This window comes from Phycisphaerae bacterium (genome assembly GCA_012729815.1).
GTDB lineage: Bacteria > Planctomycetota > Phycisphaerae > JAAYCJ01 > JAAYCJ01 > JAAYCJ01.
In genome coordinates, this window is record JAAYCJ010000310.1 from 1 (window position 1) to 20986 (window position 20986).

Genomic DNA, 20986 nt, shown 5'->3' on the forward strand with positions numbered 1-20986 from the left:
CTGAAGAACGAGAAGATCCTGTGCGATCCGCTGGGCAACGTCTATCAGTTGAACTCGGAGCACGGTCTGATCCGGCTGAACGACGGCACGGGAGTCGTGACGGTGGGTGGCGTGTCGGTTGCCACCGAACCGCGTTACAGCACGTCGGCGGTGGTCTACATCGGAATTCTCGAAGGAGATGGCGAATACACCGGCCGGCCGCTGACCGACGCGGTGGTGACCGCCGACGGGTACGCCTACGTCGTGCCCGTGCTCGTGGTTCCCTCGGGCTCCAACGAGGAGTATCTCGCCGCCGCCAAGCTCCAGTTGCATCCGAACCAGACGCCGTGCTACTCGGTGGTCCAGCTCTACGACGCTGCGCCGGACCCCAACGAGACGTACGATCCTATTCGCACGGGCCTCCGCGAGATCGAAGTCGACGACGCCGGCAACGTCTACGTGCTCAGCGCACGCGTGGATAACAACCTTCTGTGGGCCTATCCAGCCGTCGGCGGCGCGCCCGCTGTGGTCGATCTGGACACGATATCGGGAGTCACCGGAGGCATCCCCAATCCGATCTACATGTGTGTCTCGCGGCATTCGCAGTTGATCTACATGGCCTCGGGAGTGGCGGAGGGCCCGAACATGGACCACGACACGGTCTACGCCCTCTCGACCGCCAGCCTCAGTCTGACGCTCTCGCGGACGGTTGACGTCAATGGCATGAGCCACGTGTCCGGGATCACCGAAGACCCCGCGACGGGCGAGATCTGGGTCGTCGGCACCTACATCGAGAGCGTGCCGGAGTACGTGGACCTGGACGAACCGGCCTGCTACGCCCCGTGCATGGCCATGATCCCGCCGAGCAGTGACGATCCGGTCACCGCGAGCTTGCTGACCGGTTCCGACCTGGGCTATCCGATTGACGTCACGTGGATGCCGGCCAACCTGATCTCCTCGAACCCGGTCGATCAGGACACGCTCTGGCGGTACCAGAAGAACGTGCTCCGTTTGTACTTTGACGGTGACATCACAGCCCCAAGTTCCGGGCAGATCCTGATCCAGGAGATGCTGCCCAACGGCGCTTACGGATCGGACATCTCATCGGGCTTCACCTTCACCGTCGAGAACGATCCGAACGGTAATCCGCGCATCCTGAGGATCAATGAGACCAACACCCAGTTCACCTGGCAGCGATGGTACGCGATCAGAAACGTCGGCGACTGGAAGGGCGTGTCCAACTTCACGCTGCAGCACGCGACGCAGGTCGGTGACGCCACGAATGATGGGGCCATCAGCAACGACGACAAAGCGCTGGTTATGGCCAGCCTGCCGGTGGTCTTTGGTCCCGATGACCTGCGTACGGATATCAATGGCGATACCCACGTGATCAGCAGCGACTACAGCGCGGCGAACACATTCAATCCGTCGAATCCCATACCGAAACCGAGCGGGCACTAGCCCGCATTGGCTGCAAGTTCAATAGGAGCTCAACCCAAACGTAACTGGCAAACTGAGTAACTTCGCCCTAGGGTAAATCCGCAACGAGCTCCTATTGAACTTGTCCTTTTTCAACCCGAGGAATCCCGCTGGCGTTTCCATCGCACTTGCCTTTCCCCCTTGTTCTCCGGCAGGTCCGACGGAAGGTATGGATGCCGCTTGGCGCTCATGACCGGGACAAAAAAAGACCGACCGGCCCAGCCGCCGATCGGTCTTCTCGATATGCCCGGGACTGGATTTGAACCAGCACGTCCAAAAAGGACACCAGGCCCTCAACCTGGCGCGTCTGCCAATTCCGCCACCCGGGCGGGTGCACGTAACTCTATCTCGCGGCCCCCGCGGTGTCAAGGGCCAAAAGCACCCCCGTTGGGGGGATCGACGGGGAGTTCCAACGTACGTCCTAAGGTCGGGAAAGCGGGTCCGGACGGTTGCAACGACCGGGTGCCAATGGGATAATGCCGCCTATAGTTAACGTATCGCTGGTTCTGCATTAATGGATTATTAGCTGCTTTGGCGGAAGCGGCAGGATGGCGGATAGATGGACGTGGCCGTAGCGGCACAGATGGTGTTTGGGATTCTGGGTGGGCTGGCTATCTTCCTGCTGGGCATGAAGAACATGTCCGAAGGCATGCAGGCGGTGGCGGGCCGGCGGATTCGCCGGGCGATCAAGGCGGTGACCAACAACCGCCTGGTGGCCTGCGGGGTCGGCACGGGCGTCACGTGCGTGATTCAGTCCAGCTCGGTGACCACCGTGATGACGGTCGGAATGGTCAGCGCGGGACTGATGACGCTGCACCAGGCGATCGGCATCATCCTGGGCGCGAACATCGGCACGACGATCACCGGCTGGATCCTGGCCATGAAGATCGGCAAGTACGGCCTGGCGATCCTTGGAGTCTCCGCGTTCTTCTTCCTGTTTGCCAAGCGCGACCGGGTGCGCTACACCGCGATGCTGTTCCTCGGGCTGGGCATGGTGTTCTACGGCCTGCAGTTGATGGAGACCGGTTTCCAACCGCTTCGCGACATGCCGGAGTTCAAGGCATGGTTTTCCCGTTTTCAGGCGGACAGCTACTTCGGAGTGCTCGAGTGTGTCCTGGTGGGGGCGGTACTGACCGCGATCGTCCAGTCGTCGTCGGCGACGGTGGGCATCACGATGGGCTTGGCGAGCACGGGGCTGATCAGCTTTCCGACCGCGGCGGCGCTGGTGCTGGGTGAGAATATCGGGACCACGATCACCGCGTACCTGGCCTCGATCGGAGGGTCGGTCGACGCCCGACGCGCCTCGTTCGCCCACATCATGGTGAACGTGCTGGGGGTGGCGTGGATCACGGCCGTATTCCCATACTACCTTACGTCGCTGCAGTGGACGGTGACATGGGCGGCGGGGACGGATCCGGGCACGATGGTGCTGGAGAACGGGGTGGAGACCTTCCCGTACATCGCCAAGGGCATTGCCCTGGCGCACACGGGCTTCAATGTGGTGAATGTCATCCTGTTTCTCCCCCTGATCGGCCTGCTGGCCCGGTTCCTGCAGTGGATGGTGCCGGATAAGACGCACAAGGAAATCCCGCACCTGCGTTACCTGGACATCCGGATGCTCAGCGCGCCGGCGATCGGTATCGAGCAGTCGATGAAGGAGATCCACAAGATGGCCGAGGGCGTCGAAAAGATGCTCAACTGGCTCAAGCTGAGCCTGCAGGACGACCAGGTGGACGAGGTGCGGGAGCGCAAGCTCTTTCACCGCGAGGAAGTGCTCGACGTAGTTCAGAAGGAGATCGTCGAATTCCTCAGCCATATGCTCTCGGGCACCGTGCCCCAGGAAGTGATGGACAGCGCCCGCCGCCAGTTTCGCATGGCCGACGAGTATGAGTCGATCAGCGACTACGCGGCCGATCTGTTGAAGCTGCGGCTCAAGATCCGCAAGAACGCCCTGGAGTTGTCCGACCCGGCCCGCAAGGAACTGCTGGACCTTCACGACCACGTCTACGACTACGTTCGTTTCGTCAACGAAGGGGTGCGGGATGAGGAGGCGGGGATTCTGAGCAAGGCGTACTCGCTGAGCGATCAGATCACCCGGCTGGTCAAGGAGTATCGCAATCGGCACCTGGCGCGGGTCAGTTCCGGCGAGGCCAGCGCCCAGAAAAGCCTGGTGTTCACCGACATGCTCAACGGATACCGGAGAATTCGGGATCACGCCCTGAACATCGCCGAGGTGGCGGCGGGACAGAAATAGCCGACCGGTCAGCCCTGATCGGGAGCGGCAAGCGACTCGGAGGCGGCGGCCATGCCTGGAACGTACTTCTCGATGGCCGCATGGAGTTCCTTGACCTGGATGGGCTTCGAGACGTAGCCGTCCATGCCGGACTCCAGACATCGCTCGCGGTCGCCCTTCATGGCGAAGGCGGTCATGGCGATGATGGGAATGTGGGCGCCGGTGAGCCGCTCCTGCTCGCGGATCGCCCGCGAGGTCTCGAACCCGTCCATTTCGGGCATGTTCACGTCCATCAGGATCAGGTCAAACGAGGCCGACTGGAGCGCCTTGAGGGCCTCCATGCCGTTGCCCGCCACCGTGGCCCGATGGCCCCATTTGCCGAGCAACGCGACGGCGAGCTTCTGGTTGATCGGGTTGTCCTCGACCACGAGGATGTCCAGACGCCGCTGCGATTCACGGAGCGAGTGGCGGGTGATCAGCGAAGTCCGATCGCTGTTGCCGCCGCCGAAGACGGAACAAACGGCCTGATGGAGGTCCGACTGGCGAATGGGTTTGGACAAATAGCCGTTGATCTTCAACTGGCGGCATCGGGCGGCGTCACCTCGTCGGCCCGACGAGGTCAGCAGGATGATACGGGCGTTCGCCATAGCCGGATTGGCCCGGATCTCGGCGGCCAGTCCGAAGCCGTCGGTCTCCGGCATGTTGACGTCCAGCAGCACCAGGTCGAAGGGCTCGGATCGTTCTGCCGCCTGGACCATCTGGGCCATGGCTGATCGGGGCCCCTCAGCCAGTTCGGTCGGCATGCCCCACTCCGCGAGCATCTCCCGCAGGATCATCCGGTTGGTCCGGTTGTCGTCCACCACCAGGGCCCGGTGTTGTGACAGGTCGATCGGCTGCGGACGCCGGTCCACGGCCGGGGACTCCTGGACTCCCAGTCGGATCGTGAAGTGAAAGATGCTGCCGGGGCCGTTTTCGCCGACCGGTTCGGAATCCGCCGGACTCTCCACCCAGATCCGCCCGCCCATCAAGGTCACGAGTTGCGTGGCGATGGCCAGACCCAATCCGGTGCCGCCGTACTTGCGGGTGGTGGAACTGTCGGCCTGGGCGAACGCGCTGAAAATCCGCTGCTGCTTGTCCGGCGACACGCCGATGCCCGTGTCCGTAACGGCGAAGTGCAGGCGAATGCCCTCCGGGGTCTGCGACTCGGTCTCGACCCGAATGGCGATCTCGCCGTGCTCGGTAAACTTGATCGCGTTGCCGACCAGGTTGTACATGACCTGGCGCAGGCGTCCCGGATCGCCCGTGAGCATATCCGGAACGTCACAGGGGATGTGGTAGATCAGTTCGAGACCGCGTTCATGAGCCCGTCCGGCCATCGTCTGGAGGACCTCGTGCACGGTGTCGCGCAGGCCGAAGTCGATCGTCTCCAACTCCACCTTGCCCGCCTCGATCTTGGAGAAGTCGAGAATCTCGTTGATGAGGTTCAACAGCGAATCGGCGGAGCGGCGGGCCAGTTGCAGGTACTCCCGCTGCTCGTCATTCAGTTCGGTCGAGAGGGCCAGTTCGGTCATGCCGATGATCCCGTTCATCGGGGTGCGGATTTCGTGCGACATGTTGGCCAGGAACTCGCTCTTGGCCCGGTTGGCGTCCTCCGCAGCGGCCCGTGAACGCTCAAGGTCGTCGATCATGTTCAGCAGAGCGAGTCGGGCCATTTCCAGTTCCTGAGCGCGGCGCCCGGCCTCTCGGCTTGCATGTTCTGCCCGCTCCCGGGCCCGAACCAGTTCGGTCACGTTGACCACGTTGAGCAAGACGCCGTCGTACTGGCCGTTGCGGTAGATGGGCTGGATGCGCACGATCGCCTCGTTCTGGCCGAACGAACGCTGCAGGACCAGCGGCTGCGACTCGGGATTTCTCCGGAAGGCGTCGATGACGCCGTGGACCTTCACGAGAAGGGGCCCGGAATGGAAGTCGTCCAGGTGCCGCCCGAGCACCGCCTCCCGCGTCTGTTTGAACATGACGCAGAAGGGCTGGTTCACCTCGATGATCCGGTTCGCCGCGTTGGCAAAGATGACCCCCTGATCCATGCCGGAGATGATCGCCGACAGTTTCGCGTTCTCCCGCTGGACTTCCTCAGCGGCCAGCCTCTGCTCGGTGATGTCCTGGATCAGCCCGTCGTAGCAGACCAGTTGCCCCTGCGAGTTGCGGTGGGGCACCGGCGTCTTGCGCACCCATCGGATCGCCCCGTCCCGCCGGATAATTCGATGCTCGATGCTCGTCGTGGCGCCGTCGAGAATCTGCTGGGCGTGGTCCACCACCGTTTGGCGGTCCTCTTCATGGATCATCCGGAACCACAGGTACGGGTCGCGGTCGAATTCCTCCGGACAATATCCGGTGACGGCCTGGCACGCGGCCCCGTGGGTCGTACGGGTAACCTCCCCGTTGTCCACACACACCGTGTACACGTAGTCGGTAACCGCCTCGCTCATGCGGCGGTAGCGATCCTCGCTGTCCTTAAGGGCCTGTTCGCCGGCCATCAGTTGCTGGTTGCTCGCCTCCAGTTGGAGGTTGGCCGACCGCAGTTTCAGTTCGTTCTCCTTGAGACGCTGGTAGGCGCTCTGGAGTTCCTCCTCAGCCTTCTGACGCTCGGTGATCTGCCGTCGCAGTTCCTCATTGGCCCGGGTCAGGTCTCCCGTTCGCTCCTGGACCCGGCGCTCCATCTCGTCGCGGATGCGGGAGAGGGTGTTGATCCGCTCCTGGAACTCGGTATTGCGGGCCTGGGCGTCGGATGCCGCGTTTTCGAACACGTCGATGATCTGGTTCAGCTCATCCTGGAACCGGTCCGGAGGCGCGTCCTCGTGGCTGGTCTGCGCACCGTGCACCAGCGTCCGCGCCAGCGAGTAGACGGACGCCAGTGTCCGCCGGGTCAGCCATGACGTCACCGGAAGAACAAGCACCACAATGCTCAATGCGTAGAGTACGTTCGAAACAATGAGATTGGCTGAATAGTCCGGATCGCTCCAGGTGATCAGGGCCGCGGTCAGCAGCACCGAGGCGACCGGCATCGTCAGCAGCAGCAGATAAATCTTCCAGAACAGCCGCATCTAGTTTGCCCCTACCTCCGGACTCGCAAGTTGCGCTGGCGAGGCCCCTCCGTCGACCTCACCGAAGACGCCCGAGTTGTCCGCGAAGCTCAGATCATAGGGCGGGCTCTCGTTCGCCTTGCGGGCCATTCGATTCACTTCCAGCTTCAATTCGATCATGCGCAGCTCCCGCCCAATGGCCAGACGGTTGAATTTCTCAAGCTCCGCCACCGTCTCCTTGAGCTTCCGCTCGGTGTCCTTCATTTCGCTGATGTCGAAGAAGTTCTCGATCAGATACTTCCTGCCGTTGCGGACCACCGGCACGACGCTCTTGAGGATGGGCACCTTTCGTCCGTCGGCGGTTAACACGACCCGCTGCGAACAGTCCACCGTCTGGTTCATATCCGTGATCGGGCAGCGTCCTTTTTCGGAAGGACAGACGAAGCCGTGGCAGGTCTTTCCAACGATCTCCTCGCGGCTTCTTCCGACCATCCGGCATGCCGCCGCGTTCGACTCGAGAATCCGGTGATCCTCGGGGTCGACCACCATGATGCCCACCGACACCGAGTCCAGGATGTCCTTAAGGTGGGCGTCGCTCTCTCGGATCGCCTCCTCGGCCTGCTTGCGCTCCGTGATGTTCAGGCCGATGATCACCGCCTGTCGGCCATCAAGAAACTTGCGCCCCACCAGATAGAAGTCGTAGTGGTGTTCGTCCACGGTCATCGGGACTTCGTCGGAGTACTGCTCCTGCTCGACGCGAAACAGCGTCTCCACGAACTGCCGATACCGCGGGTTGACGCCGAGGTATCCCACCGGCTTGCCGAGAAGCTCCGTCTCCGTGCATCCAAGCAGAGACAACATCTGAGCGTTGGCCCCCAGATAGGTCAGCTCCGACGAGACCCACGACATCGTCACCGGCCCCGCTTGGATCACCGCCCGAAGACGCTGCAGCTCCTCCTCGACGGCGGACCCAGCGGCAGAACGTGCCCCGCCGCGATGCTCCTCGCCGCGCCGCGCCAACTCGCGGCCGACCGCCGCAACCAGCCGTACGGTATTGTCCTTGATCGCGAAATCCGCGGCTCCCGCTCTGATCGAGGAAATGACGGCTTCCTCGTCAATCGTCTCCGACACCATGATCACCGGAGGACTGGGGCATGTGGTTTGGATCTGGCCCAGAACGTCCAGGCCGCTGCCGTCGGGCAGGCGGAAGTTGCAGACGACCAGATCCCAGCCGGATCCCTCCAGAGCCCGAACCGCCTCGGATACTCCGGAGACGCAGTGGATCTCCCGTCCGTCACCTGCAGGCCCAAGCGCCCCGAGCAGAAGCTGGGCGTCATTCTTATTGCCTTCAATGATCAACAGCCGTGTCGCTGTGCCCATTCCCGATCTCTGTAAAAATTTGCCGCCTGCTCCCGACGTTTGCGCCGGGCTTCCGGTTACAACTTATATCGGATGGTTCAGTCGGCTCTGAACTTGGCGGTCTCGTCCGACCGCTCAACGAGGCAAACGGACCGAAAACGATTTCATCTCGTCCGATAATGGGCCGGGTTGCGGGAGCGAGACACCTCTGCCACCGTCGGCCGTACAACCGGCACCGCTTGGCAAGTCTCTCAACCAGCGAGCGAAGATTAAACTTTCAAGACCTGACCCCATGGGGTCAGGTCTTGAAAGTTTAATCTTCGTAGACGCGAGTTGGGCGAGCTGGGCAATCATCTCAGCTCAGACGGCGCAGCCGTCAAACGCCAACGACGAGGCCGAGGTCCACGAACGGACCGGCTGACTCGCCCGCATGGCTGAGGACCACACGGTACTCTCGTACCCAGTGGATGGCGGCACGATCAAGAGCGTCCTGGCTGTCGAACCTCTACGAATGCGGCCAGGGATCTGTGCTCCAGCGGCCGTGTCCACCTGCGTTGCGCCATCCGCAACGGGCACAAACGTCGCCATCTCCGTGAGCGGTCGAACAACGGCGAACTGGCCCCGCTTGCTCTGCCGATGCGGGACTACTTCGATATGCTCGGCCGCCAGAACGACGAGTTGCTGCGCCTCCAACGCCAGATCGAGCGCAACCGCCGCCGGCAACGGTAGGTGGAGACGTGGCAGAGGAGCGAGCGTCAGCGGATGCCGGGCCAGACGCCGCCCGACGGCTCACGCTTCCGGATGCAACATCGCGACCAGCCATAGCCGCCGCGTCAAAAACCGTCCACGATGCGACGGATCGCGCCGCAGACCCGATCGACCTGCCCTTCGCTGATGTTCGAGAAGAAGGGGATCGCCAGCGAACGCTCGCCGACCTTTTCGGTGACCGGCAGTTGCCCGGGACGGCAGCCGAGTTGCTCGCGATAGAACGTCTGCAGGTGGATGGGCGTGAAATAGGCATTGCAGCCGATGCCTTGCTGCCCCAGGCCCGCAATAAGCCGGTCGCGATGCTCCTGCGAGAACTCATCAGCCAGGCGAATCACAAAGACAAACCAGCTCATCGTCACGTCCGGCTCGATCTTCTGCAGCCGGAGCTTCTCAAAACCGGCCAGCCGCTGCGTATACCACCCGGCCGCCCGCGCCCGCTTGGCCAGAATGTCCGATATCCGCTTCATCTGCGCCTCGCCCAACGCCGCCTGCAGTTCGCACATGCGATAGTTGTAGCCGAGCCGCTCATGGGCCAGCCACGTCGCCTTCTCTGCCCGGCCCTGATTCCGCAGCGACCGGGCCAGTGACGCGACCTTCTCGTCGTCGGTCACCAGCATGCCGCCCTCGCCGGTGGTGATCTGTTTATTGGGGTAGAACGCGAAAGTGCCGGATTGCCCGATCGTGCCAGCCTTCCGGCCGCCGAACGCCGCGCCGATCGCCTCGCACGAATCCTCAACCACCGCCAGGCTGTGCTTCTTAGCCGCCGCCATGATCCGGTCCATTCGGCACGGCTGGCCGAACACGTGCACCGGTATGACCGCCTTGGTCTTGGGCGTGATCGCCGCCTCCAGGGCGTCCGGGTCGATGTTCCACGTCGCCGGGTCGATGTCGGCGAAGACCGGCTTGGCGCCAACGTACAGGGCGCAATTGGCCGAGGCGATGAAGCTGAACGAACTGGTGATCACCTCGTCGCCCGGCCCGACGCCCGCCGCGAGCAAAGCCAGATGCAGCGCCGCCGTCCCGGACGACAGCGCGCAGGCGTATCTGGCTCCGACGAAATCGCGGATCGCCTCCTCGAACGCGACCTGCCGCGGACCCAGGCTCAGACGGTTGGTCCGCAGGACGTCGACGACGGCCTGGATTTCAAGATCGGTAATGTCCGGAAGCGACAAGGGTATTGGATTGTCCATCGACGTACTCCATTGACGAGCCACCGCCTTCAGAGGATATCGCCCGATCAGGCGCGGACTTTAGCTCCAACTCGCGGTTTTCGCCATTATCCCGCGAGCCGACGCCGCCTGCAAGGCCTGGGCTGGATACGACGCGGGAGCCGATGGAGTTCGGTTCGTCGCCTCAGCGACGGAACGCGGTCGAAAAATCCCCGGTCGCCGTCCGGCGGTTCTGGTCGCCGGCCAGCAGATCGCGATGGTTTTCCACCACCTTCCGGACCGCCTGGGCATACCGGCCGATCACCTCCGGCCGGTGATGCTTGAACCACGGAATGCTGAAGACGCGGTTGTTGATCTCTTCCGCAATCGGCAAGCGGCGGTTCAGGTGCGAGGTGTCGATTCCCTCCGGCAGGTTGGCCACGCGGGTGGGCCGGCCCTCGCCGAAGACCTGCATGTCGACAAACAGCGGGTGGGTGTGCAGCGGACGGTTGCAGCCGGGGTGGCTGCCCAGCCCCTCGGCGCTCAGCGCCTCGCAAAACCGCTGGATCGACAGCCCCTCAAGTTGCCCAGCGTCGTAGTGGGCCAGCGGATGGTACCAGCCGCCCTTGGTCAGCCCCGAGCCCTTGGCCGGCCGGACCGGCTTGACGCCCGGCAGGCCCTCGATCAGGTCGCAGAAGAGGTTCATCGCCTTGGCGATCTCCGCCATCTGGGCTGGGTAGTGCTTCAACTGCACCAGGCCCATCGCCGAACTGAGCTGGTGAATGCGGAACTTGTAGCCGCCCGCCGGCAAGCCGACGTAGGGCTTGAGATCTTCAAGCTGAATGTTGCCCGTCCGTTCATAGTGTCCAAGCAGCAGCGCCCGCTCATACACCCGCTGGTCATCGGTGAACATGATGCCGCCCTCGCCGATGGCGAACGATTTGCCGGACATGCACGAAAGCCCGGCGGCGTGGCCGATCGTGCCCGTCTCGCGCCCCTTGTACATCGCTCCGTGCGAGTGCGAGCAGTCCTCCATGACCTTGATGTTGTGCTTCTCCGCGATGGCCATGATCCGGTCCATGTCGGCTGGATAGCCCGCATAGTGGACCACGACCACCGCCTTGGTCCGCGGCGTGATGCACCGCTCCAGGTCGTCCGGGTCGATGCAGAGGGTCTCTCGATCGATCTCGGCGAACACCGGCGTCGCCCGCAGCGGATAGACCTGTGCGATCGAGGCCCAGAACGTCATGCCCGGGCAGATCACCTCATCGCCCGCTCCTACTCCCAAGCCGTACAGCGCGCACTGGATCGCTGAGGTCCCGTTGTTGCAGGCCAAAGCGTACTTGCGGCCAAGGGCCTTGGCATAGGCCTTCTCGAACTGCTCCGTCACGTCCCAGTTCGACATTTGCCCGGCCCGCAGCATAGCCAGCACCGCTTCCTCGTGCTCCTTCGTGACGATCGGCCAGGTGAACATGTCGCCCGGATCAAAGTCGATCGTCTTCGGGCCGCCCAACAGGGCCAACTCACTCTTCGCCTTGGCAGTCGTGGACATCGTCGGGAAACCTCCATCAACGGCTAAGTGTTGGGTATTAACGTTAATACTTGTAAGCCAATAAATAAATCCCTTTTCCCTGCGGATCGCTCCGCCGGTGGGACTTACTGGAATCCAATCTACCGAGGCGGCGGAGACCTGTCAAGACCCGCGAGCAGATTTCGGCGGGTCCGAACGAAACGGGGTCGGTTCGCCGAGGGCGGTGAACTCCTCGAGCATGGCCGCGGCGTTCGCCGCCGGCGTCTCCGGCTGAAGGGCCTTGGCCGGGGCCAGAATGTACCCGCCGCCCTTACGCATGTGGGCGGCCAGCCTGTGGATCTCGGACCGAAGCTCGTCGGGCTTGCCGAATGGAACAATGCTCTGCGAGCCCAAGCCGCCCCAGAACGTGATCCGGTCGCCGAAATGGTCCTTCAATTCGTATGGGTTCATGCCTCGAGCTTCCGGCTGAACCGATTCGAGCACGTCGAGCTGGATCTCAACCAGGTCCGGTATTATATCGACGACCGATCCGCAGCAGTGGTGAAGGGTGTACTTGCCCGCAGCCTTGGCCCTGGCAAACAGGCGGGCCTGGTTCGGCTTAATCACCTGCCGCCACGTCTCGGGATGCATGATCACGCCCCGCTGATCGCCCCAGTCATCGCCGAACATCATGCCGTCGACCGGCAGCTCCAGAATGCGATCGAGCAGTTGCAGATAGAAGTCCGTCACCGCCGCCACCAAGTCGGCGAAGAAGTTCGGCTCGGCTGCGATGTCCATCAGCAGATTGTCGAACCCGCGAAGGTCCCAGCAGCGCTCGAAGACGCCGAAGCCCATCCGTGCCACCACGAAAGCATCCCGGTTCTCCTCGGCTATCCTTCGCGCGACTCCGAGGACGTCGTGCTCGAAGAACTGGTCGGGATCGGGAAATCGATAGCCGCGCAGGGTTGGCTCCTTGAGAACCGGCTCCTCCAGGTGCACCGGCCGAAGGTCGGTCCGCCAGACCGAACCGTACAGGTCACGACGCAGCGCCGGCCCCGGTTCGCCCACCCGTCGATGATCGTCGGCAGCCGCGACGGGGATGATGTAACTGCTGAATTGCTTCCGCCACTCCGGACCGCTGTAGTAGTCGTCCAGCCGCCGCGCGACGTCCTCGTCGTCCCAGGAGAAGGTATAGGGCAGGAACTGGGTCTCCTGGTGGCGGATTGCGCAGACCACCGCAGCCTTGCGGTCGATGCTCATGGCCAATCCCCATCACTTCTCAAACAGCTTGCCCAGGGCCGCCTCGTCGACCCGTGCATCGACGATCTGACCCCAGTAGACCCGGTGGTAGTCGCCGGAGGGATACGCCCCTTCGCGGATATCCGGGACCATTCGCTCGGGCAGAAAGTCGTTGCGGTGGACCACCCGGCACTCGTAGTGAATCACGCTCTGGGCCAGGACCGGCGCGCCCAGCGCCTCGCCGCGAACCGCCGTCAGCCCCGTCTCAGCCAGCTTGTCGCCGTTGCGGCCCGAGACCGTCCCGCAATGTTGCACCGCCGCATTGAGGGCCAGCGGCATCACGCACACGCCGAAGATCCCCTCGCGCTCGATCAACTCGTAAGTGTACCGCGACGGCCGCACCAGCACCTGCCAGACCGGCCGCGACCAGATCGACCCGATCATCCCCCATCCGATCGCCATCGCGTTCGCCTGCTGGCCGTTCTTCCACGCGGTCAGCAGAATCCCGCGGCTGCTCATGACCTTCATCACCTCGGCCATGCGATCGCTGTATTCCATCGTGCGGCGTGCGGACATGCGTTTCTCCAAACTCAGAACGGTCTACGGCTGGGCCGGGGCGCTCGTCGGCGTCTCGATCCGATGCTCGCCGGCCAACTTCTCCAGCGCGGCCAGATACGTCGCCATCTCATGGCGATAGTACGGCTGATAGCAGGCCTGGAAATTCCGCTGGTCCGGCGAAACGGCGTTGGCCAGGTACATCACGCGTTCCTCCGGCAGCATGACCGCATCCTGCAGATTGCCCGCCATCGCCACCGGCCGGGTGAGGATTTCGATCGCCTTCTCCACGTCGATCTGCCCGTAGTGCTTGCGGACCCGCGACACCAGATGCCCGTAACGCTCATCGGCACTGACCAGGATCGTATCCTCGATCGACTCCGGCCACAACCGATAGGCTTCGCCGAATCCCACCGTGTTGGCATACTCGGTCGTCGCGTGGATCGCAGCGGCCTGGCGGTCCTTGCCGTCGGCGATCAGATAGGAATACTGACACGTGCGGGTCGCCTCGGTAATCAGCTTGACCGCCTGTTCCACCGTGTCGCACTTCTCCAGGGCCTGGCGGAAGAGGTACGCCATCGGCTGCCCGTCCCACTTGCCGTATTCGCCCATGCCCATCATCCCGGCTGAGAGCTTCTTGTCGCTCACGCCGGTGATGCAGCCGATAAAGCCCACGTAGCTGCCCAGCATGGTGGCATTCTCGCCGTCGGGCTTGTTGACGATCACGATCGCATGGTCCTGCAGGCCCGGCGCCACGCCCACCGAATAATCGAGGGCTCGGCCGTGGATCATCTTACCGTCCCTGGTCGCCTTGTCCTTCAGCACAAACACGCTGCAGTGAAACATCTCCGGAAACACGTTGGCCAGCTCGATCTTGTGCCGGTCGAGGCCCGCTCCGTCGGCCAGACCGTGCAGTTCCTCGGTGTATTCCTGCGGCACAAAGGCCTTGGTCCTCTGATAGATCATCTCGAGTGCGCCGGGCGCGGGCACCTGACGCTGGGCGTCGGCCTGGGCTGCGAGTCTCAGCACGTCCTCGATGTTCTCACGGACCTCAGCCGCCAGCAGCTTGCCATAGGCGTAGCCCATCTGGTAGTGGCTGCCCTGCAGCACGAGGACGCGCTGGTCGCCCGCCTTCAGCAGAGCCGACCGGTCCACCCGCTCGACCACCGTCGGAGCCGGCACGTCGCGCATCTGCGCGCTGCACGATGCGGCAAAAAGGACTGGACCAACCAGCAGGATACACAGCAGTGCGCGAAGGGCTTTCATGCGGGTCTCCTTTGCTCAGTATTTGGCGCGGTCTGCCGCGGACCGGCTCTGTGGGTCCGCCCGCAGCCGCTATTATAGGTTATAACGAAGTCGATGGCAGGTTTTTTCATTATCGCCGCCGGGCGTCATCGCCCCGCCGCGTCCACCGTCAGGGTCCACAGGTCCCCTTCGCCGCATCGCTCCAGCCGCGCTTCACCGGCCAGCGACCCGTCCCCAAACTCCACCAGCCAAAGCGTCTCGCGGATCAGTCGAGGCCGGTATACCCCCTTTTCGACCATCCGGCACCGGCCCAAGTCATCGCGAAGCGGACCCTCCCACGTGAGAAATGCACGGCGATGGTCAGCGATCCGCCGAACCTTCATCGGAGCGGCAAGATTCCTGGAGGTGGGGGGCCAGGGGCACTGCCAGACGGCCAGACACAACTCGCCGGGATCGGATTGAGTCGAAACCGGCACATCCGGGCGCAAAAGCATCAAGTCCCAGTGGACAGTGTTCGCGCGTAGGTGACAATGAACGACAAAATCCAAGGAGCGCGTACAGAAAAGCCCGTCGCCGGGGAAAGAACCCCGAGTAGTCATAGCTACAGCTTATTATTATGCGCCGTAGATGATGTTGGTCACAACCTGGTGCACCACGGCGGTGCTGACGGCCTGAACCACTTGAATGATGTACTCGGCGAGGAACTGCTTGAAGTAGTCCGACTCGAAGATGTCGCTGAACGACTCGATCCCCATGATGCCGCCGAGAAACACCGTGCCGCTGCTCAACTTCAGGGACAACCGATCCATATGTGCCTCCTCCTTGCCAGAAGGACCTGATCAAGATAACATCGCATTATCGTGGTAGTATAATCGGCGCACACAGGGGCGTCAAAAGATATTTTTCGGGGAGAATCATGGCCATTCAGTACACCGTGGTCAGTATAGGCGCCTTGAGCCGCAACCCGTTCTGGGGCGAAACGACCGCCGTCCGCACCGCCCACGCCACCACCACCCTGATCCGAACGGGCGACCGCAAGATTCTGGTCGATCCGGCCCTCCCGGCCACCGTCCTGGATGCCCGGCTCTTTGAGCGGACCGGCCTGCACCTGGCGGATATCGACACCGTCTTCCTGACCACCTTCCGCACCGCCCACCGCATGGGCCTGCCCGCCCTGGAGGGGGCCAGGTGGTACATTCACCCAGCCGAAAAGGACTGGGCCAAGGCCTACCTGGAGGAGATGCGGGGACGGCTCAAGAAGGAAGCGCCGGTGGTCGACGACGAACTGGCCCTGCTGGAACGCTGCAAGGCCCCGGAGGACAAGCTGGCTGAGGGGGTGGAACTGTTTCCCTCGCCCGGCGCCTCGCCCGGAGGCTGCGGGCTGCTGTTGACGCCGGTGACCGGATCGGTGGTCATCGCGGGCGACGCGGTGATCTCGCAGGAGTACCTCGAGCACGGCCGCGTCTGGGACCAGAGCCACGACCTGAAGCGAGCCCAGGAATCTCTACAGGATATTCTGGAGGTGGCCGACCTGGTCATCCCGGCCCACGACAACATCCTGCCGGTGGCGGGCAAGCTGTTCGGAGTCTAGGGTCTACCGCTCCGCCGGCTGGGTGCTGGGCGGATGGGCGGCGGTGACCTGTCGGACCTGGGCGGCGCCGAACGCGTTCTGAATGGTCGGATGGTGGGCGTGCCCCATCGTCGGAACGTACACCATCTGCTTGCGCGAGTGCGGGATCGCGTTGAGTGCGGCGTAGACGCTGCTGGGCGGACAGGTGCCGTCGAGGAAACCGCACGAAAAGACCGCTTCGCCGCGGAATCGCGATGCGAAGTTCACGCCGTCGAAGTACCGCATCGCCTGGAGCACCTTTTCGCGCAGCGGGGCGGCGGCCTGATCCACGTGCCGCCACCAGCCGCAGACGCGGCCGGCCATGAAGCCCGAGTGATCGCACAGCGCCGGCACGTTGGCCAGCACCAGGCTCACCCGCGGCTCAAGCCCGCCCATCGCGATTGCCTGGCCTCCGCCCATGCTCGATCCGTAGACGATCAGCACCGCACCGTCCCACTCGGGCAAACTCGTCAGGTACTGCAAGGCCCGCAGGTCGCGAAGGTAGGTCCAGAGGAAATAGAAGTTGTCGCGATCGTCCGAGTTGCGGATGGCAAAGCCGCGAAGCTCACCGTTGCGAAGACCGTCGTAGTACGCCTGCGGCTGGCCGGTCTCGATCCCGTGCGGATTGACTTCGATGGCGATCAAGCCGTTGGCGGCCTGTCCGATCACGCCGCCCAGCGAGCAGTCGCGGATGCCGTCGTAGGCATGGTATGTGGCCGCCGCGGGACACGAACCCGGCTTAGCGTTTCGCGGCCGGGCGAAATAGCCGCGAACCGGTTTGGCGCCGAGGCAGTTGATCGTGATGTCGAACGCCTCGACCGCCAGCTTCGGGTCCACCGGCATCGGCGCCAGCTTCACCTCCATGGGCAGTTCGCTGAGTTTTTTCTTCCAGCCGTTCCAGAACGCATCGAAATCATCCGGAACGGGCAGGCTCGGCTTGATCGCCAGTGGATCGACCGCGACGGCGGCTGAGGCGGCGATCGGCGGCGAATTGGGATCGGGCGTCCACGACGCCGAGCAGAAGACAAAGCCCGGCTCATCGAGCTTGGCTGTGACGGCGAGCGGTTCCCCTTCGCAGGCCAGCGTTCCGGAGCCGAGGGCGGGTCCGCCGACGTCCTTGGAAAGGCTGTACGCGACGGTCCCGTGTTTGCCCGTCTCGCCGTCCGCGGTCGGACGAATGGCGAACGTGATGGTCTCGCCCGTCTTGTAAACCGGATCGGCCCGATCCGCGGCTACCGACAGGGCATATTCCGCCGCCTCAAGACCCGTTGTACTCAGTCCGATTGCCCACACCGCCAGCAGCCGCGCCATCGTCCGCTTCATCGCAGATTTCTCCACATCGTAGTCGTGACTTGGCCATTCTACGCCTTGATGTTCCGCTGCGAAAGCGCTTTGCAGTTGACAACCCAGCCGCCGAACCGTTCTAAATGGTATGCCCGAACCACGGGCAGGACACAGGAGCTTTCCGCGAGGTGGACATACTGGCCGAACAATGGAACTCGCTGGCCGCGGTGGCGATACTGCTGCTGCTCAGCGGTTTTTTCAGCGGGTCCGAGACCGCCCTGTTCAGCCTCACCGGCTACGAACGCCTCCAGTTGCGCGAACAGCGAACCGGCCTGGGACGCCGGGTCGAGAGCCTGCTTCGCGATCCGCAGCAGCTCCTGTTGACTATCCTCTTCGCCAACCTCCTGGTCAACGTCCTGATCTACGCGGTCTCCAGCGTGACGGTCTACCGGCTGGCGCATGGCGGCTATTCGCTGGCCGCCAGCGTGCTGGGCGTCGGCACGCTGCTGGCGGTGGCGCTGCTGGGTGAGATTCTGCCCAAGGCGATGGCGTTCTATCTGCGGGTGCCGATAGCCAAGACGGCCGCGGTGCCGCTGTGGATGATCGGGCGGCTGGTCTTCCCGCTGATGTGGCTGGTCCGTCGGGGTATCATCGATCCGGGCGTCCGGGTGCTGACCGGACCCGCCGGCCAGCAGCAGATCCGCAAGGAGGAGGTCTCCGACCTGCTCGACGCCTTCGCCCACGAGGAACTGGTCGAAGCCGACCAGGCCGACCTGCTGCACAACGTGCTGGAGTTCCGCGACCTGGCGGTCCGGCAGATCATGCGGCCGCGGGTGAATCTGGTCTGCCTCAGCGCCGATGAACTGGAGGGCCTGCGGAGCCAGGTGTGGGAAAAACGCCTCGACGTCGTCCTGGTCTACGAAGGCGGCATTGACGAGGTAAAGGGCGCGGTGCGAGGCCGGCGGGTCCTGCGCGAGCGGCCGGAACGGATCGCCGACCTGCTCGAGCCGGTGCACTTCGTGCCCGAGCAGCAGCGGGTCGATCAACTGGTGCATTTCTTCCGCGAGCACAACACCAACCTGGCCGTCGTGGTCGATGAGTACGGCGGGCTTTCCGGCCTGGTGACGATGGGCGATCTGGTCGAGGAACTGCTCGGCGAGCCGGTCGCGTTCGGCGGCGGTCCGGCGCCGAAGCTCGCGCAGGTCGCGCCCGGCCGCTATCAGGCCGACGGCGCCTACGCCCTCGACGACCTGTGCGAGGAACTGAACGTCCCTGAACCCGACATCAGCGTCGAGACGGTGGGCGGGTTGTTGATGAGCCTCGTGGGCCACCTGCCCGCTCGCGGCGAGCAGGCCGAGTATCACGGCCTGGTCCTGGAGGCCGATCGGCTGGCCGGTCGGAAGGTCAGGAAGGTCGCCATTACGGACACGCGGACTCGCGGGGACGGAAGCTGATATGCTCTCGGCTGGCGAATTCGATTTCTGGCGGGCGATGGTGCCGGGCTACTCGTGGCCGGGCACGGTGGCGGCCTGCGTGGTGCTGGTGTTCCTATCGAGTTGGTACAGCGGCATGGAGACCGGCCTCTACCGGTTCAACCGCCTGCGCGGCAAACTCCTGGCCCGTTCGGGCGACGAGCGGGCCGTGCGGCTTGAGGAACTCTTCTCCGACCAACGCCTGCTGATCGCCGTGCTGCTGATCGGCAACAACCTGTGGAACTACTTGGCCGCCAGTGTCGTCACCGGCTATTTCTCCAACAGCGGCTACTCCGAGCACGAGGCTGAGTTCTACGCCACCGCCGTTCTGACCCCGATGCTGTTCGTCTTCGGCGAAACCCTGCCCAAAAGCCTCTTCTACGTCCGGCCCAACGCCCTGATGCTCCTGTCGCGCAAGGCCCTTTGGATCAGTTACTGGGCGGTCAAGGCCAGCGGCATCGGCTACGCCTTGTGGCTGATGACCACCGCCATGCTGCGGATCGCCCGATGGTTGGGACCGGGCGGACAGGTTGCCACGGACAGCGATGAGCTGACCGATCTGCTCCGCGAGAGCCACGCCGAAGGCGCCCTTTCATCCGTCCAGCGGGGCATCGCCGAGCGGATCATCGACCTGCCGAGCCTCCGGCCCTTCCGTGTGATGATCCCCATCAGCCGCGTCGTCGCCTTTCCCGCCGAAGTCCGCCGCGAGGAGTTCATCGAGGCGGTGCGGCAACACAGCTTCAGCGACTTTCCGCTCTACGACCGTCAGCCGGCCAACGTCGTCGGCCTCGTCAACGCCGACGCCCTGATCGCCCAGCCGAACAAACAACCGCGGGAACTGCTCGAACCGGTGCTCAGGATTCCCGTCAACGCCTCGCTCTCGCAGACCCTCAGCACGATGCAGGACCAACAGACCCGAACCGCAGTGGTCGTCGGCCGCAACGATCGCGCCCTCGGCATGATCACGCTGGCCGACGTGGTCAAGTACCTGCTCGGCGAATAGGGCGGCGCGCTACGACGCGGGCGACGCCTTCAACCCCGCCACCGGCTGGCCCTTCCCGTCCACCACCCGCCCCCTCAACCCGTACGGCCCGCGGGCCATGTCAACCTTCAGCCGCCGCCTGCCAGGTCGGGCCCGATTGTATCGGGGCGACCAGGGAAAACCCCTACCATAGATTCGTCCCCTGCCCCGATTGTCGCCCCCATCGCCGTATGCTAGATTGGCGTTACCGAGGAATGGAGCAGCCTTCGGAACGGGAGGAGTTGCACGGCGCACGCCCAAGACCCTCCCGCCGAAACCAGCCGCAAGCGAACCTGGCGGGTCGCCCGGGAGGGCGAAGACCGACGTGACGGTTAGGGACGACAGACGGCCGACAGGTTTGCAGTGCCGCACGGCTCGAACCCTCCACTGAGGGAGGGGCGAGAACACGGACGTTCGCCTTCACGACGGATCGCATGGCGCAATACCTCCGCGCGCCACGCAGCACCACTGCACGCCTGCGGAGCAGGCCCAACGAGACTTGTGCGCGACTGCGCGAAGGCAAAAAGGCTGAAACATCAATGCAGAACGGAGAAACCAACATGGCGCCAAGAGCGATCTGGACAGGATGCATACGGTTCGGCGGGGTCAGCGTTCCGGTCGGACTGTACCCAGCGGAAAGGAGCCATCGCCGGATTGACGATCCGGGCCAACTCGACGCCGTGGAACCTGCGTCGGGACACGTCATCGAGGTGCTCGATTTTGTCAGGGAGGACCGGATCGATCTGAGATTCTACGATTTCTCGCATCGCCTCGGGCCACATGGGGACGACCGCAAATACGCTGCCCTCGCCACCGCCCTGCAGAAGATGCAGCGGGTAGGCGTCTGCCAGTGGACGGTGGGCGGAAAGTCGTACCTGGGCGTCCTGACCGGCGCCGGCGGAATCCTGTCGCTGTTCACGCTGCGGCGCAAGAACGGAGCCCGCCATGCCGATCCGCTGATCCTGTCCCAAGCCGCGCTGGACGAACGCGAATTGTCAGCGGCCA

Annotated in this window: 16 protein-coding genes and 1 tRNA gene; 6 read left to right on the forward strand and 11 right to left on the reverse strand. The window is 63.7% G+C overall.

Features of this window, described 5'->3' with window-relative positions; genetic code table 11:
- Positions 1 to 1440: hypothetical protein (locus GXY33_20380; GenBank protein ID NLX07506.1), on the forward strand; the 1440-nt coding region annotated here is incomplete at its 5' end.
- 262 nt (positions 1441 to 1702) lie between these two features.
- On the opposite strand, the gene GXY33_20385 is transcribed toward GXY33_20380, so the two are convergent.
- Positions 1703 to 1787: transfer RNA gene (locus GXY33_20385), tRNA-Leu, on the reverse strand.
- A 254-nt stretch (positions 1788 to 2041) separates the two neighbouring features.
- Between GXY33_20385 and GXY33_20390 the strand changes: the two genes are divergently transcribed.
- On the forward strand, positions 2042 to 3712 hold the full coding sequence (locus GXY33_20390) for a Na/Pi cotransporter family protein (GenBank protein ID NLX07507.1): 1671 nt from the start codon (positions 2042 to 2044) through the stop codon (positions 3710 to 3712).
- An 8-nt stretch (positions 3713 to 3720) separates the two neighbouring features.
- Here the strand turns inward: GXY33_20390 and GXY33_20395 are convergent, their stop codons facing one another.
- The 9 genes from GXY33_20395 to GXY33_20435 all read right to left on the reverse strand — a co-directional run bounded on the left by GXY33_20395 (position 3721) and on the right by GXY33_20435 (position 15404).
- The gene (locus GXY33_20395; GenBank protein NLX07508.1) at positions 3721 to 6792 is read right to left on the reverse strand and encodes a response regulator; all 3072 of its coding nucleotides are present in this window, start codon (positions 6790 to 6792) and stop codon (positions 3721 to 3723) included.
- A complete protein-coding gene (locus tag GXY33_20400) occupies positions 6793 to 8151 on the reverse strand; it encodes a PAS domain S-box protein (protein ID NLX07509.1) in 1359 nt (452 codons plus the stop codon).
- 812 nt (positions 8152 to 8963) lie between these two features.
- Positions 8964 to 10088, reverse strand: coding sequence for a DegT/DnrJ/EryC1/StrS family aminotransferase (locus tag GXY33_20405; GenBank protein NLX07510.1), 1125 nt, complete (start codon positions 10086 to 10088; stop codon positions 8964 to 8966).
- Between the two features lie 163 nt (positions 10089 to 10251).
- The gene (locus GXY33_20410; protein NLX07511.1) at positions 10252 to 11598 is read right to left on the reverse strand and encodes a DegT/DnrJ/EryC1/StrS family aminotransferase; all 1347 of its coding nucleotides are present in this window, start codon (positions 11596 to 11598) and stop codon (positions 10252 to 10254) included.
- A 141-nt stretch (positions 11599 to 11739) separates the two neighbouring features.
- Complete coding sequence (locus GXY33_20415) at positions 11740 to 12816, reverse strand: hypothetical protein (GenBank protein ID NLX07512.1); 1077 nt, start codon at positions 12814 to 12816, stop codon at positions 11740 to 11742.
- A 12-nt stretch (positions 12817 to 12828) separates the two neighbouring features.
- Positions 12829 to 13371 carry a flavin reductase family protein gene (locus GXY33_20420; GenBank protein ID NLX07513.1) on the reverse strand — a complete coding sequence of 181 codons (543 nt, stop codon included), beginning with the start codon at positions 13369 to 13371 and terminating at the stop codon, positions 12829 to 12831.
- A 24-nt stretch (positions 13372 to 13395) separates the two neighbouring features.
- On the reverse strand, positions 13396 to 14616 hold the full coding sequence (locus GXY33_20425; GenBank protein ID NLX07514.1) for a peptidase C45: 1221 nt from the start codon (positions 14614 to 14616) through the stop codon (positions 13396 to 13398).
- Between the two features lie 125 nt (positions 14617 to 14741).
- Positions 14742 to 15089 carry a hypothetical protein gene (locus GXY33_20430; GenBank protein ID NLX07515.1) on the reverse strand — a complete coding sequence of 116 codons (348 nt, stop codon included), beginning with the start codon at positions 15087 to 15089 and terminating at the stop codon, positions 14742 to 14744.
- 120 nt (positions 15090 to 15209) lie between these two features.
- Entirely contained in the window at positions 15210 to 15404 is a 195-nt protein-coding gene (locus tag GXY33_20435) for a hypothetical protein (protein ID NLX07516.1), read from the reverse strand.
- Between the two features lie 107 nt (positions 15405 to 15511).
- Between GXY33_20435 and GXY33_20440 the strand changes: the two genes are divergently transcribed.
- A complete protein-coding gene (locus tag GXY33_20440; GenBank protein ID NLX07517.1) occupies positions 15512 to 16186 on the forward strand; it encodes an MBL fold metallo-hydrolase in 675 nt (224 codons plus the stop codon).
- 3 nt (positions 16187 to 16189) lie between these two features.
- On the opposite strand, the gene GXY33_20445 is transcribed toward GXY33_20440, so the two are convergent.
- Positions 16190 to 17527, reverse strand: coding sequence for an acetylxylan esterase (locus GXY33_20445; protein NLX07518.1), 1338 nt, complete (start codon positions 17525 to 17527; stop codon positions 16190 to 16192).
- Positions 17528 to 17676: 149 nt separating this feature from the next.
- On the opposite strand from GXY33_20445, the gene GXY33_20450 reads away from it, so the two are divergent.
- From GXY33_20450 to GXY33_20460, 3 genes are all read left to right on the forward strand, one after another.
- Positions 17677 to 18942, forward strand: a complete 1266-nt coding sequence (locus GXY33_20450) for an HlyC/CorC family transporter (GenBank protein NLX07519.1) — start codon at positions 17677 to 17679, stop codon at positions 18940 to 18942.
- 1 nt (position 18943) lies between these two features.
- Complete coding sequence (locus GXY33_20455; GenBank protein ID NLX07520.1) at positions 18944 to 19963, forward strand: DUF21 domain-containing protein; 1020 nt, start codon at positions 18944 to 18946, stop codon at positions 19961 to 19963.
- A gap of 578 nt (positions 19964 to 20541) precedes the next feature.
- A partial coding sequence (locus GXY33_20460; protein ID NLX07521.1) for a hypothetical protein occupies positions 20542 to 20986 on the forward strand: 445 nt, incomplete at its 3' end.

Excerpts from the sequence above, each read along its gene's own strand:
- GXY33_20400 (NLX07509.1), bottom strand. The coding sequence starts at position 8,151 with ATGGGCACAGCGACACGGCTGTTGATCATTGAAGGCAATAAGAATGAC.
- GXY33_20430 (NLX07515.1), bottom strand. The coding sequence starts at position 15,089 with ATGCTTTTGCGCCCGGATGTGCCGGTTTCGACTCAATCCGATCCCGGC.
- GXY33_20415 (NLX07512.1), bottom strand. The coding sequence starts at position 12,816 with ATGAGCATCGACCGCAAGGCTGCGGTGGTCTGCGCAATCCGCCACCAG.
- GXY33_20410 (NLX07511.1), bottom strand. The coding sequence starts at position 11,598 with ATGTCCACGACTGCCAAGGCGAAGAGTGAGTTGGCCCTGTTGGGCGGC.
- GXY33_20425 (NLX07514.1), bottom strand. The coding sequence starts at position 14,616 with ATGAAAGCCCTTCGCGCACTGCTGTGTATCCTGCTGGTTGGTCCAGTC.
- GXY33_20405 (NLX07510.1), bottom strand. The coding sequence starts at position 10,088 with ATGGACAATCCAATACCCTTGTCGCTTCCGGACATTACCGATCTTGAA.
- GXY33_20440 (NLX07517.1), top strand. The coding sequence starts at position 15,512 with ATGGCCATTCAGTACACCGTGGTCAGTATAGGCGCCTTGAGCCGCAAC.
- GXY33_20455 (NLX07520.1), top strand. The coding sequence starts at position 18,944 with ATGCTCTCGGCTGGCGAATTCGATTTCTGGCGGGCGATGGTGCCGGGC.
- GXY33_20390 (NLX07507.1), top strand. The coding sequence starts at position 2,042 with ATGGTGTTTGGGATTCTGGGTGGGCTGGCTATCTTCCTGCTGGGCATG.
- GXY33_20420 (NLX07513.1), bottom strand. The coding sequence starts at position 13,371 with ATGTCCGCACGCCGCACGATGGAATACAGCGATCGCATGGCCGAGGTG.
- GXY33_20395 (NLX07508.1), bottom strand. The coding sequence starts at position 6,792 with ATGCGGCTGTTCTGGAAGATTTATCTGCTGCTGCTGACGATGCCGGTC.
- GXY33_20435 (NLX07516.1), bottom strand. The coding sequence starts at position 15,404 with ATGGATCGGTTGTCCCTGAAGTTGAGCAGCGGCACGGTGTTTCTCGGC.
- GXY33_20445 (NLX07518.1), bottom strand. The coding sequence starts at position 17,527 with ATGAAGCGGACGATGGCGCGGCTGCTGGCGGTGTGGGCAATCGGACTG.